This window comes from Nonomuraea sp. B19D2, assembly GCF_040137845.1.
Taxonomy (GTDB): Bacteria; Actinomycetota; Actinomycetes; order Streptosporangiales; family Streptosporangiaceae; genus Nonomuraea.
In genome coordinates, this window is record NZ_JBEFAK010000007.1 from 45,594 (window position 1) to 58,323 (window position 12,730).

A 12,730-nucleotide genomic window follows, 5' to 3' on the forward strand; every position below is an offset into this window, starting at 1 on the left:
CCGGGCCCCCACCCTCATCAATCGGCCGTAGCTTAACCAGAGGGAACCGCTTTCCCGCTACTGGTATCCCGATTAGTCAGGAATGTCACCCGATGTGTCATCAGAGCCGGGACTTGGCGTCCTGCTCGGCTCCTCCTCCTTGGGACATTCCTGCGTGGCGCCGCCCGCGCTGTCGCTCCCGTTGCCCGCCGCCGGGTCGGTGGAGGCCGTCACGGACCACTTGGTGCCACACGGGAGCCTGACGGAGCGGCTCAAGGTCCTGGTGTACGAGGTGTCGCCGGACAGCGTGACCGACTCCGAGCCCCCGCCCTCGCCGGCCGAGAACGACACGACGAGCCGTACCGGCTGGGTGTTCGACGTGGTCACCGAGACGGTCGCGACGAGCCCGCCCTCACCCGCACCGGCCCTGACGATCGACACCCGCTCCACCTGCGGCGGGCAGGGCACCGAGGCCCGCGCGGTGGCGCTCCTGCCACCCGCGCTCACCCGCACCGACAGCGTCGCGCCGCAGGGGCGGGACTTGAAGGTGTGGGCGAACGACCGCGAGTAGGAGGTCCGGCCGGACAGGCTCGCGGTACGGGTGCCGACCGGGTCGCCGTTCACCGCGAACTCGGCCGCCACGGGGATCTCCCCCGTGCCGCTCGCGGCCACCCTGACCAGGGCGTTCGCGGTACGGCCCGGCGCGGCGGACAGGTTCAGCGACACGCGCAGGCCGGTCACCCTCGTGGGGCAGGACGGCACGGAGAACGAGGCCGACCTGGCGCCGCCCTGGGCCGCGGGGGAGGTGGTGACGGTCAGCGTGACCGTGCTGCCGCACGGGCGCTCGCCCATGTCCCAGGTGAGCGCGCGGGTGTAGGACCTGGCGCCGGACAGGCGCAGGCGCTGGACCCGGCCGTCCGCGCCGGTGGCGGTCCAGGTGGCGGTGGTGGTGACGGCGGCGGTGCCGCTGGTGCGCACGGTGACCGTGGCGGCGGCGACCCCGTCCTCGTCGACCGTGAGGCCGCCCACGCTCACCCCGAGCACCTCGGTCACCGGCGCGGGAGTGGGCGTCGGTGTCGGGGTCGGCGTGGGGGTCGGGGTGGGGGTCGGTGTCGGCTTGGGAGTGGGCTTCGGCGTGGCCTTGGGACTCTTCACCGGCTTGACGGCCGACGGGGTGCTGACCGGGCTCTTCACGGGGCTCTTGACGGGTACGACCGCCTCCGGCGTGCTCGGGGGCGTCGTCGGCGAAGGGGTCGCTTCAGGGGGCGTCCAGGGAGTGGTCGGCGGATCGGCCGGCGGCTCCGTCGTGACCTGCGACGGCGGTACGGCCACCGCGGCGCCGATGGGCTCCGTGGGCGGTGGCGGCGACTGGCGGTTGGCCAGCACGACCACCACCACCGCCACGGCGGCCGCCACGGCCAGCGCGCCGCCCATGGCCACGCGTGCCGCGTTCGAGCGCAGGCCGCGGAACACCGTCCTGGCCAGCGAGGTCGTCGCCGCGGGAGTGGTCGTCTGCGGCGTGGGGAACAGTAAGGCGAGCAGCGCCACGAGCGCCGCCAGCCGCCGCCTGCCGCGCTCCTCCCAGTCCTCGCCGTACGCCGCCCTGGCCGTGGCCTCCAGCTCCGCCACGAACGCGTGCGCGCTGGCCGGCCGCTGCGCGGGATCCTTGGCCAGCCCGCGCCTGACCAGCTCGCGCACCGGATCCGGCGCGTCGTGGAAGGGCACGGGCGCGTGGATGTGCTGGTAGCCGAGCACGCTCGGCTCGGTGGACCGGTACGGCCGATGCCCGGTCAGGCATTCGAAGAAGACGGCCGTGGCCGCGTACACGTCGGTCGCCGGCGAGGCGGGCAGCCCCTCCCACAGCTCGGGAGCCATGTACGGCGGCGTGCCCTCCGGATGCGCGGCCGTGCCCTGCCGCACCGCGATGCCGAAGTCGACCAGCTTGCTGACCCCGTCGTCCCGGACGAGGACGTTCTCGGGCTTGTAGTCCTTGTGCACCAGCCCGAGGTCGTGCGCCCTGGCCAGCCCGAGCAGCGAGCCCTTCAGCACGGTCAGCGCCGCCTCCGGCTCGGTCGTGCCGTTCTCGCGCAGCAGGGCCCGCAGCGAGACGCCGTTGACCAGCTCCATCACGATGCAGGCCCCGTCGGCCTCCTGGATGTACTCCCACATCGTGGCGATGTTCGGGTCGCGCAGCGTGGTCAGCAGCCGCGCCTCCGACTGGAACCTGGCCAGCGCGGCGGGATCGCGCCGCAGCTCCTCGGAGAGGTACTTGATCGCGACCTTGACCCCGGTCTCGTCGTGCAGGGCCAGTGCCACCCGCCCGCTGGCGCCCGCCCCGAGCTGCTTGACTTCGGTGTATCCGGGAGCGCTCCACTCCATCGCCGTCTCCCATCAGGAGCAGGTGGTGCCTGCTTTATGGAACTACTCCCGATGGAGGATGTGAACCGGCATATCGATACCTTCTGGGAGCACCGGATCCGGCTCCGGTTCGCCCCATGAGGTGACCAGGGGCAGCACCCCGGCCCATACCGGCAGGTCGTAGTCCTCTTCCTCGTCCTTGGGCGCCCCGCTCCTGATCTTGACCGACGCCTCCTCCAGCGACAGCGCCAGCACCGCCGTGGCGGCCAGCTCCTTGCGCGACGGCCGTCTGACGTAGTCCCACTGGCCGGGCACGAGCTGCTCGGACAGGGCCCGCAGTCCCGCCATCCGCTCCTCCGGGTCCGTCACCAGCCTCGCCGGCCCGTAGATGATCGCCGAACGGTAGTTGACCGAGTGGTTGAAGATCGAGCGGGCCAGCACGAGGCCGTCGACGTGCGTGACCGTGACGCACACGTCGCTACCGTCGCCCGCGCGCAGGGACGTGGCCCCGGTGGAGCCGTGCAGGTAGAGGGTCTCGCCGATGCGGCCGTAGCCTGTGGGCACGACCATGGGATGGCCGTTCACGACCACGCCCAGGTGGCAGATCAGTCCGGTGTCGAGCACCTCGTAGAGATCGTTCCTGTCGGTGCTGCCGCGCTGCTTCTCGCGGCCGAGCTTGGTGCGGGGAGTGGTGGAGAGCATGATTCGACCGTAACCCCGAAGTGGACTTATCCTGTATGGCCACTATCGAGCCCTTCGCGGAGACCACTTCCGTGCGTACCCATGTTGACCTGCCCATATCTCTCTCGCGCGACTCGGACACGCCGCTGACCGCGCAGCTCGCCGACTGGCTGCGGCGCGCCATGCTGGACGGCACGCTGGCGCCCGGCGAGCGGCTGCCGTCCACGCGTTCCCTGGCGGCCCAGCTCGCGGTGAGCAGGACCGTGATCACGGAGGCGTACCAGCAGCTGTACGCCGAGGGCTGGCTGGACGGGCGGCACGGCTCGGGCACGTTCGTGGCCGACATGGAGGTCACCAGCCCGCAGCCCAGTCAGAGCACGTACGTGCCGGCGCCGCCGCCGGCCCCGGCCGACTCGATCGACCTCACGCCCGGCGAGCCCTGGGTGCGCGACTACGACCGGGCGGCGTGGCGGCGGGCCTGGCGCAAGGCCGCCGACCTGCCGCCGGGCGCCTCGCCCGACCCGTACGGCCTGCCCCGGCTGAGGGAGCTGCTGGCCGACCACCTGAGACGGGCCAGAGGCATGGCCGTCGGCCCGGAGAACATCCTGGTCACCAGGGGCACCGGCAACGGGCTCGACCTGTGCGCGCTGGCCCTGCTCGGCGGCGGCACGCGGGCCGGCGTCGAGGACCCGGGCTACCACGTGGCGCGGACGGTGTTCGCGGCCAGGGGGGCCGAGGTGGTGCCGTGCCCCGTGGACGAGGACGGCGTGATCGTGGACGGGCTGCCCGGCGATCTCCGCGTGCTCTACACCACCCCGGCGCACCAGTACCCCCTGGGCGGGCGGCTGCCGATTCCGCGCCGGGAGCGGCTGCTCGCCTGGGCCAGAAGCACCGGCGCGACGATCGTCGAGGACGACTACGACGCCGAGTTCCGCTACGACGTGGCCCCGCTGCCCGCCCTGTACGGCCTGGACCCGTCCCGGGTGGTGCTCCTCGGCACGCTGTCCAAGACCCTCGCGCCGGACGTGGGCGTCGGCTGGCTCGTCGGCGACCCGGAGCTGGTCGCCACGATCGCCCGGCTACGACACAGCGTCGCCGACCGCACCAGCGGCCCCGTACAGCAGGCTGTGATCACCCTGCTGGAGCACGGCGACCTCGACAGGCACCTGCGCAGGATGCGCCTGGAGTACGCGCGCCGCCGCGCCGCGGTCGTCGAGCTCCTCGGGCCCGTCTGCCGCCTGCGCGGCGACACCGCCGGGCTGCACGTCCTGGCCGAGCTGCCCGCCGCCGTCGCGCCGGACGTGATCGCGCGGGCCGGTGAGCGCGGCGTCCTGCTCGACTCCACCATGCGCCACCACCACGGCCGTGCCCACCTGCACGGCCTGGTGATCGGGTACGGCTCCGCCTCGCTCGCCGAGGTGCGGCGCGGCTGCCGGATCCTGGCCGAGCTCATCCGCGACGCCCAGGATCCCAGCCGGAGTGCGGTGGATCACCGTGGAGAAGCCCCATAGGGGGTTCGGCTGATCAGGGCGGACCCTGCATAGGGGGTTCCAGGCCGCGCAGGAGAGGGAGGGCGCGGCCGGCGTAGACCGGGTCGACCGGGAGCACGTGCCGCGCCCACCAGCGCGCGGGGCCGGGGTCGGGGGACGGCTCGGTGAAGGCGGGGGCGTAGTCGTCGTACGGCGGGTCGTACAGGTAGCCCGTGGCCACCCCGCGCCGCTCCAGGTCGGCGATGGCCGTGTCCCGGTCGCGCACCAGGAACGGCACGCGGAACAGCGGCCGGCGCACGTCGTCGCGCACGGCGGGGGCGACCGTGGGCAACTCGGCCAGGCGCGCGACGCCCATTTGCCTGCTCTCGTTGTCCGCGGGGACTTCGGCCAGGCGCCTGGACTGGTACCAGCGGGCCACCGGGCCGCGCCGCGCACGGTAGTCGTGCAGGTCGGCGCGGACCCAGCGGTCGAAGGGCGGCAGGTCCGGGGCCCGTTCGAGCGCCCGCTCCAGGGACTGCGGGTTCAGGGGGATGCGGTAGCCCTCGCGCTGCTCCTGCATGCCGAAGGTGCGCATGAGCCAGAGCGCCGGGCGTACGAGGTCGAGCCTGAGGGCTGCCTGGCGGGCCACCGAGGTGGCCACGCTGATCAGGTCGGCCCTCAGCGAGCCGGGCGCCAGCAGGGCGTCGCGGGCGCGTTGGAGCGCGCGCAGGTCGCACTCGTGCTCGACGGCCAGCACGCCGCCCGAGCCCGCCCCCGGATGCTTGGCCAGGCTGAACACCCCGGCCTGGCCGAAGGTGCCCAGCGGCCGGCCGCCGAGGCTCGTCTCCATGGCGTGCGCCACATCCTCGATCAGCACTTTTCCGGACAAGGCGGGGGCGTTGTCGGGCAGGCCGTACAGGTTGGTCGTCAGGACGGCGTCCACCTCGGCGAGGTGGACGCGGGAGACGTCGATGTTGCCGTCACGGGCGGACAGCGGCGCGATCACCGGGCGCAGGCCGGCCGCGAGCACCAGGAACAGGATCTCGTCGGCCGAGATCGGCGACATGAGCAGCCGCTGCCCCGGCTCGCACCAGTGCCGTAACGCCAGGTAGAGGCCGAGGCGGTTGGACGGGAGCGGCAGGCAGCGGCGGCCCGTGCGCTCCCTGATGAGCCTCACCCTTGCAGGACGGTACGGAGCCGCCCGTAGGTCTTCAACGCCTTGTCGGCCGTCTTGAGCAGCAACGGGTTGGCCAGCACCGTGGCGCGCGTCTTGCGCACCGGCACCCGCACCATCCAGTGGAGGCCGGCCGCCGCGCCGACCCTCGCCACGCGCCCTTCGGCCACCTCGAGCTGGCCTGTCTTGAGCTTGTCCTTGTACTCCTTCTCGCCGCGGCCCATGTCGATCATCTGGATGCCGTGCTCCGCGGCCCGCTCGGCCATCGCCAGGTGGTGGATGAGGCCGGGGGAGTACTTGGCGAAATGGGGATCGTAGGCGGGGAACCACCCGGCGAGCGTCGTACGCGTACGAAGCCCGAAATGCCCGGCCATCGGCTGTCCGTCCACGTACACCATGTCCAGCACCCCGGCGAAGCTCTCCGACTGGCTCGCCAGCAGCCGCTCGACCAGCTCCACGATCCAGCGGTGCGCGAACCTGTCGGTGCGGCCCGTGCGGCGGTACTGGTCGGTCTTCCAGCCGAGCAGCGTGTGCAGGGGCGCCAGGTCGGTGGTGGCGTAGTCGTGGCGGATCGTCCCGGCCTCGCGCTGGAGCTTGCGGGACTTGGCCAGGGTGGACTTGTACGTCTTGCCGGCGTGCTTCTTGAGCTCCTCCGCGTAGTGGTCGTAGCCGCCGCGCAGGTCGATGATCGGCGACGGGTGCCGCGTGTGCCGCTCGCTCAGCAGCGGCTGGCCGGACACCAGGTGGTCGAACTCGTACACCGCGAGCCCGCAGGCCTTGATCAGGCTGCGCGGTTCGATCTCGAGGTCCTTGGCGCGGATCAGCCCCTGCGCGTCGGTCAGTCCCGCGGCGACCGGTTTGCCGATCCCCATGGGGTGCCGTTCAAAAGGGAAGAAACCCACAATGTCAGGGCCGTCGTAAAGAACGGCGACTCGTACGATATTTCGAAGTTCGCCCACCGTGATGGTGAATTCTGGCGACAGGAAGGGGCTGTCGACCGAAGGGTCCGCCTCCTGCAGGTCCCGCCATCGGCTCAGTTCGGAATGTCCCAGCTCATGGGGCAGGGCAAGGGTGACGCGCATGGGCTCCTACCGTTGGCATGCCGCTGTTTTCGAAGTTGAGGGGGGACCTGTACGGTCAGCGTAAAGACTATTACTCGGAGCGTCATCACCGCAGGTCGGAACGTTACAGAACTCCCAGCTGGTGTTCAGGACCGAGTGACGTTCTAATGTGTGTGCATGACCGTACCTGGCATTGACTGGCCCGCTCTGGTCGCGTGGATGGGCCGGAACGTGCCCGACGCCGGCGAACCGCTGTCCGTCTCGCTGATCTCGGGCGGCAGGTCCAACCTGACTTATCTTGTCGAGGCCCGCGACCGCCGCCTGGTGCTGCGCCGGCCGCCGCTCGGCCACGTACTGCCCACCGCCCACGACATGCGGCGCGAGTGGCGGGTCATCTCGGCGCTGGCGCCCACGCCCGTCCCGGTGCCCGCGCCGGTCGCGTTCTGCGGGGACGAGTCCGTCATCGGGGCGCCGTTCTATCTCATGGGGTACGTGGAGGGGGTCGCCGTACGGACCCGGGAAGAGCTGGGTTCGCCTCCGCCTTCGCCTGAGCGGACGCGGCGGCTGTCGGAGCGGCTGGCCGAGGTGCTGGCGGCCATCCACGCGGTGGACTACCGCGAGGTGGGGCTGGCGGACTTCGGGCGGCCCGAGGGGTACATGGCCAGGCAGCTCGACCGGTGGGGGCAGCAGTGGGAGCGGTCGAAGACGACGGATCTGCCCGAGTACGACCGGCTCGTGGAGCGGCTGCGGGAGCGGCTGCCCGCCTCGTCCGACAGCACGCTGGTGCACGGTGACTACCGGCTGGACAACACGCTGATCAAGCTTGGGGACTCTCTGGAGATCATGGCTGTGGTGGACTGGGAGATGTCCACGCTGGGGGATCCGCTGGCCGATCTGGGGCTGGCGCTGACGTACTGGCACGATCGGGGGGATTCGGAGCGGGCGGGGATTCCGGTGGCGGGGGATGTGACGGTGGCGCCGGGGTTCATGAACTCGGCGGAGTTCGCCGCGCACTACGCAAAGGTGTCAGGCCGGGATATTTCAGATCTTGGGTTTTATGTGGCTTTTGGAAACTTCAAGCTCGCGGTCATCGTGGAGGGTATCCACGCCCGGTTCCGGCAAGGTAAGACCGTTGGGGAGGGATTCGACCGCATCGGCTCCGCGGTGCCCACGCTGATCTCCCGCGCACATCGCATGCTCGACCAGCCCTGACCGTACGGGGGCGCCTTCCGTACCCCTGGTCCTCAGCCCTCAAGGAGCGCCATGAGCACAGTTGCACTCATCACCGGAGCGGCCAGCGGCATCGGCGCCGCCGTGGCGCGGCGGCTGTCGGCCGGCGGTGTGAAATGTGTCCTCGTCGACCTCGACGGCGAAGGCGCCGAGCGGCTGGCCAAGGAGCTGGGCGGCGTATGGCTGGCCGCCGACGTCAGCCGCGAGGAGGCGTCCCTGGAGGCGGTGGAGCTGGCCGGGCGGAGCTTCGGCCGGCTCGACCTGGTCCACCTCAACGCGGGCATCTCTGGCCGGGTGGACCTGGCGGACTTCGACGTGGCGCGTTACCGCCAGGTGGTCGGCGTGAACGTGGACGGCGTCGTGTTCGGCGTGCGGGCCAGCGTTCCGCTGCTCGTCCGGTCCGGTGGGGGAGCCATCGTGGCCACCTCGTCGCTCGCCGGCCTCGTCGGATTCTCCGGCGACCCGATCTACACCATGACCAAGCACGCCGTCGTCGGCCTGGTCAGGGCGCTCGCCGAGCCGCTGGCCGTCCAGAACATCCGGATCAATGCCGTCTGCCCGGGCTTCACCGACACTCCGCTGGTGGCCGAGTCGCGGGAGATGTTCGTCAATGCGGGGTTCCCGCTGCTCACGGCGGAGGACGTGGCCGCCGCCGTCGAAAGCGCCTTCTATGCCGACACCCCCGGCACGCTTTTGGTTGTGCAGCCCGGCAGGCAGCCGGTTCCGTACCGCTATGCCGGGGTTCCGGGCCCCGCGGGCGGCCAGCGCCCACCCGCGCTCTGATAAACGGCAAGTGGCTTGCAAGCGGGACGAATAACGTAATTAGTGCTGGGGACTACCCGGCGCTTGCACGTTTCCTTATGTTCGCGCGCCGTGAAAAACCTTCACCGGCTCGCGAGTCCTTGTACATTTGCGCAGGATGAGGAGCGTCCAGTGATTCCCACCGACGGCCGGCGCGCACGCCGACGATCGCCATGGCCGCTCGCACTGGGAGCGGGCATTCTCGCGGTAATCCTGGTGGCGGGCATCATGGTTTATGCCTCAATGCGTACCAAGGCCCGCAGCGTTTTCCAGGGCGCCGAGGTCGCCCCGGCCATGCCCAACGAGCCCGCGCCGCAGCTGGAGCAGCCACCCGCGCTCGAGAACTGGCCGCGCTGGGGCATCACCCACACCCAGTACAGCGCCGACAACGAGCCGCCGCGGGTCGTCGAGCAGGCCAGGGGCATGCTCGGCCGCGTCCCGATGTTGCAGAACCAGCACATCATGGGCTGGGGCGTCGGCAACCCCGAGCCCAGTCCGGGGCAGTTCAACCTCCGGGATCTGAACCGGCGGCTGAAGTTCATGGCGTCGTCGCGGGCCGTGCCGGTGATCACGCTGTGCTGCGCGCCCGACTGGATGAAGGGCGGGCAGGCCGGGCACACGGACTGGAGCAAGAACCACACGGTCGCGCCGAAGCGCGAACATTTCGACGACTACGCCAAACTGGCCGCCAGGGTCGCCAGGCAGTATCCGACCGTCAAGCATTATCTGGTGTGGAACGAGTTCAAGGGCTTCTGGGACCCGAGCACGAACCGTTGGGACGCCGAGGCCTATACCGAGCTTTACAACAAGGTCTACACGGCCTTGAAGAAGGTCAACAAAGGCATCCAGATCGGCGGCCCGTACATTCCGATAGAGAGCAGCTCGAAAGGCGGCCCGTCCGAGCTGAGCGGGCCGTGGGGCACGGTCGACCAGAGAGCGCTGGACGCGGTCGAATACTGGCTGCGCAACAAGAAGGGCGCCGATTTCGTCGTGGTGGACGGCGCTTCCATGACCAACGACCGGGGCAATGTCCCCGATGATTTCGCGGCCCTGGGCAAGTTCAGCGCGATCACGACGTGGCTGCGGCAGAAGAGCCACGACCTGCCCGTGTGGTGGGCGGAGTGGTACGTCGAGCCGGAGAACTCGGGCTGGTCGGAGGAGAAGCGCACGGCGGTGCAGGCGGCGGCGCTGATGGAGTTCGCCAAGAGCGGCGTGACGAGCGCTCTCTACTGGAACCCGCAGCAGCGGGACAGGGGTGCGTGCCCAGGGTGCCTGTGGGCTCCGAAGGCCGGCGGGGAGATGCCGATGGCGGGCCTGCTCAGCGGCTTCACGAGGTGGTTCCCGGCGGGGGTGCGCGTGGAGCAGGTGGCCACTTCGGACCCCAAGATCAAGACGCTTGCCCAGGAGCGTCAGGTGGTCATGGTGAACACCTCGGACCGGCCTGTTTCCGCGACGGTGGACGGCAAGCGGGTGACGCTGAAGCCGTACGAGATCAAGTGGTCCGGTCACGGCGGCGCCTGAACGCAATGCCGTCGCCGTGTTTCCGATGTAGGGATCTTGGTGTGCAGATGAAAGAGGGGCTCGGAAAGGATCGAGCCCCTCTTCCGGGTTTTCGTCAGAAGTTGAATTCGCCCTTGGACATGCCGTCTCTGAAGGCGGCCCACTCTGCCGCGGTGAACACGAGGGCGGGACCGCTGCGGTCCTTGCTGTCTCTCACGGCGACGCGTCCACCGCTGAGGGGTGCGACTTCGACGCAGCTGCCGCCGTTGCTCCCTGATGCCCTGGCCTTGCGCCACGCGGCAGTGAGCAGTTCGTTGTCAGTCTCCATACCTCTCCATCATCTTGCGAATGACTTTCTCGCTGATGTTCACCGGATGCGCCATGCTGCTCAACGCATCCCATCGCACGCCAAGGTCTCGGACCTTGTCGATACGACTGATCACCTCGCCGGTCAGCGCGCTCTCCAGGTAAGCGGCGTCGGGCGAGCCGTCCACCTGTGCGATCTCGAACGCACCCAGCAGGCCGGTGGTCATCCCCGCGGACAGGGGGACGATCCGTACGGTGATGCACGGGTGCTCCATGACGGTCAGGAGGTGTGCGAGCTGCTCCCGCATCACCTCTGCCCCGCCGATGGGTCGAAACAGCACGCTCTCGTCTATGAGGGTCGAATACATGGGTGGCTTCGGCTGGTCGAACACGGCCTGGCGTTTGAGCCGGACCTTGACCGCTTTCTGCACCTGGTCCCGCGTGGTGCCGGGCTCGCCGAGAAGGACCTGTTCGGCGTATCTCTCCGTCTGGAGAAGCCCGGGGATCACCAAAGGCTCGGACGTCCGGATGGCGTGGGCCGCGGCCTCGATGCCCGGCCATGGTCTGAACCAGGCCGGCCCCAGGTCCGTGTGGATTTCGGGAAGTAGTTCCTTCAGTTCGCCGTTGAGCCCGAGAACACGCTCTATTTCCTCCGTGAAAGCCTCGCTGGGCGTGCGCTTGCCACGCTCGACGGCTCCGATCTGGCTCTCGCTGTAGGTCACCCCAGGGGCTGCGGCAAGGCGTTCCTGCGACAGGCCGTGGCCTGTCCGAAACTTCCGCATTCGTGCGCCGTACTCCGCTCGTGCCCGTAGGCGAGGCTCTTGCCCGTTAGCCGTCATACCATGCCCTTTTGCCTTATGCTCTAACGCCCCTACAAAGCTCACACACACCGTCGGCGGTACTTGGAGGAAAGTGGAGTCCTGTTCCGCAACACAAAGTAATCGCATGACGCCATGCTGTGCAGAGGCTCCGGAGATTTAGGCGCTGTAATTCCTCACTGCGCCGTCCGGTCTATTGCGCTTCGAGGTGATTCCCATGCGGTCAGGCGGGACAGCCCCAACGCAACTCCGGCGTGCCACGCTCCGCCAGGATCCGTACGCGCCGCACCGCGCCAGGCTCGCCGTCAGAACATGGCTGGGAATGACGCATCCCGCGCTGTACGACACCGAGCTCGTCGTATCGGAGCTGGTGACCAATGCCGTCAGACACGCGCTCAAAGGCCCTGATCGCGACTGGGTGCGGCTGCGTCTGGACGAGGACCCGTCTTGCGTCCGCCTGGACGTGACGGATCCCGGCAATCCCGGGTCGGAGCCGACATGCCTGCCGTTCCCGGCCGACTGGGACGACTGGATCCCGCGGATGACGCAGCCCGGCGGCATGGGTATCGCCACGATCATCGCGATCTGCGGCGGGGCCTGGGGGACCTACCTCACCGAGCGGGAAGAGCGCGTGGTCTGGTGCCACGTACCCGTCCACGCTCTGTGACCGTCTCCCGCGTCAGCCCAGCCCGAAGTGCGGCAGGCACGGTTCCAGTCCGTGGATCCGCACCGGGACGGGGTCGGTGAAGCCGGCCCGGTCGAGGCGCAGGCGTTGCTGGACCGCCCGCCGGCCGCGTACCTCGTCTACTGACAGCCCGTCGGGCCGGTAGCCGAGCTTGCGGGAGACGCCCAGTGACGCGGGGTTGTCCAGGAACGCGCTGGAGACGGCCGTCTGGGCGTCGAGCCCCGTGAAGGCCAGGTGCAGGACGGCGGCGCGCATCTCGGTGCCGAGCCCCTTGCCCTGGTGGGCGCGGCCCAGCCACGAGCCCGTGTGCACCTCGCGGGTGACCAGGAAGCTGTGCGCGGACAGGTCCTGGGTGCCGACTACGCGTCCCTCGTGGACGACGACGAAGTTGCAGCACCACTGCTCGCGCTGCCATCGCGACATGATCCCGAGCTGGTAGCGGACGACGTTCCCGGGCAGCTCGGCGGCGGGGACGTCGGTCCACGGGACGCCGAACGGCATCACGTCAGGATCGTGGACGCCTTCCAGCGCCCGCTCGGCCAGCTCGTCGAGATCGTCCAGAGAGGGTAGCCGCAGCTCGAGCCGGGGCGTGGTCAGGCGCAGGTTGAGTACCGGCCAGTGGCGCATACCGGTCCATTGTTCCGAGCCCCGCCGACGAGATCACCCCA

Annotated in this window: 12 protein-coding genes; 5 read left to right on the top strand and 7 right to left on the bottom strand. The window is 69.8% G+C overall.

Annotated elements, in window-relative coordinates; genetic code table 11:
• Window positions 1–72 precede the first annotated feature (72 nt).
• Together ABN273_RS15165 and ABN273_RS15170 are read right to left on the bottom strand one after the other, a co-directional pair.
• Window positions 73–2,358 carry a serine/threonine-protein kinase gene (locus ABN273_RS15165; RefSeq protein WP_349449414.1) on the bottom strand — a complete coding sequence of 762 codons (2,286 nt, stop codon included), beginning with the start codon at window positions 2,356–2,358 and terminating at the stop codon, window positions 73–75.
• Between the two features lie 42 nt (window positions 2,359–2,400).
• On the bottom strand, window positions 2,401–3,039 hold the full coding sequence (locus ABN273_RS15170; RefSeq protein WP_349449415.1) for a pyridoxamine 5'-phosphate oxidase family protein: 639 nt from the start codon (window positions 3,037–3,039) through the stop codon (window positions 2,401–2,403).
• Between the two features lie 35 nt (window positions 3,040–3,074).
• Between ABN273_RS15170 and pdxR the strand changes: the two genes are divergently transcribed.
• Window positions 3,075–4,529: a MocR-like pyridoxine biosynthesis transcription factor PdxR gene (gene pdxR, locus ABN273_RS15175; protein WP_349449416.1), complete on the top strand. Its 1,455-nt coding sequence runs from the start codon at window positions 3,075–3,077 to the stop codon at window positions 4,527–4,529.
• A 13-nt stretch (window positions 4,530–4,542) separates the two neighbouring features.
• Here the strand turns inward: pdxR and ABN273_RS15180 are convergent, their stop codons facing one another.
• Both ABN273_RS15180 and ABN273_RS15185 read right to left on the bottom strand, forming a co-directional pair.
• A complete protein-coding gene (locus ABN273_RS15180) occupies window positions 4,543–5,664 on the bottom strand; it encodes a DegT/DnrJ/EryC1/StrS family aminotransferase (protein WP_349449417.1) in 1,122 nt (373 codons plus the stop codon).
• Window positions 5,661–6,743 carry a GNAT family N-acetyltransferase gene (locus ABN273_RS15185; RefSeq protein ID WP_349449418.1) on the bottom strand — a complete coding sequence of 361 codons (1,083 nt, stop codon included), beginning with the start codon at window positions 6,741–6,743 and terminating at the stop codon, window positions 5,661–5,663. The genes ABN273_RS15180 and ABN273_RS15185 overlap by 4 nt, the downstream gene beginning before the upstream one ends.
• A 156-nt stretch (window positions 6,744–6,899) precedes the next feature.
• On the opposite strand from ABN273_RS15185, the gene ABN273_RS15190 reads away from it, so the two are divergent.
• From ABN273_RS15190 to ABN273_RS15200, 3 genes are all read left to right on the top strand, one after another.
• The gene (locus tag ABN273_RS15190; RefSeq protein ID WP_349449419.1) at window positions 6,900–7,934 is read left to right on the top strand and encodes a phosphotransferase family protein; all 1,035 of its coding nucleotides are present in this window, start codon (window positions 6,900–6,902) and stop codon (window positions 7,932–7,934) included.
• 51 nt (window positions 7,935–7,985) lie between these two features.
• Complete coding sequence (locus ABN273_RS15195; protein WP_349449420.1) at window positions 7,986–8,735, top strand: SDR family oxidoreductase; 750 nt, start codon at window positions 7,986–7,988, stop codon at window positions 8,733–8,735.
• A 261-nt stretch (window positions 8,736–8,996) separates the two neighbouring features.
• Complete coding sequence (locus ABN273_RS15200; RefSeq protein WP_349449421.1) at window positions 8,997–10,274, top strand: xylan 1,4-beta-xylosidase; 1,278 nt, start codon at window positions 8,997–8,999, stop codon at window positions 10,272–10,274.
• 94 nt (window positions 10,275–10,368) lie between these two features.
• On the opposite strand, the gene ABN273_RS15205 is transcribed toward ABN273_RS15200, so the two are convergent.
• Window positions 10,369–10,581 (bottom strand): DUF397 domain-containing protein, encoded by a 213-nt coding sequence (locus ABN273_RS15205; RefSeq protein WP_349449422.1) that lies wholly within the window; start codon window positions 10,579–10,581, stop codon window positions 10,369–10,371.
• Complete coding sequence (locus ABN273_RS15210) at window positions 10,571–11,398, bottom strand: helix-turn-helix domain-containing protein (protein WP_349449423.1); 828 nt, start codon at window positions 11,396–11,398, stop codon at window positions 10,571–10,573. The genes ABN273_RS15205 and ABN273_RS15210 overlap by 11 nt, the downstream gene beginning before the upstream one ends.
• 196 nt (window positions 11,399–11,594) lie before the next feature.
• On the opposite strand from ABN273_RS15210, the gene ABN273_RS15215 reads away from it, so the two are divergent.
• Window positions 11,595–12,044, top strand: a complete 450-nt coding sequence (locus ABN273_RS15215) for an ATP-binding protein (RefSeq protein ID WP_349449425.1) — start codon at window positions 11,595–11,597, stop codon at window positions 12,042–12,044.
• A gap of 12 nt (window positions 12,045–12,056) precedes the next feature.
• Here ABN273_RS15215 and ABN273_RS15220 read toward each other — a convergent pair whose 3' ends face one another.
• Entirely contained in the window at window positions 12,057–12,689 is a 633-nt protein-coding gene (locus tag ABN273_RS15220; RefSeq protein WP_349449427.1) for a GNAT family N-acetyltransferase, read from the bottom strand.
• Window positions 12,690–12,730 lie beyond the last annotated feature (41 nt).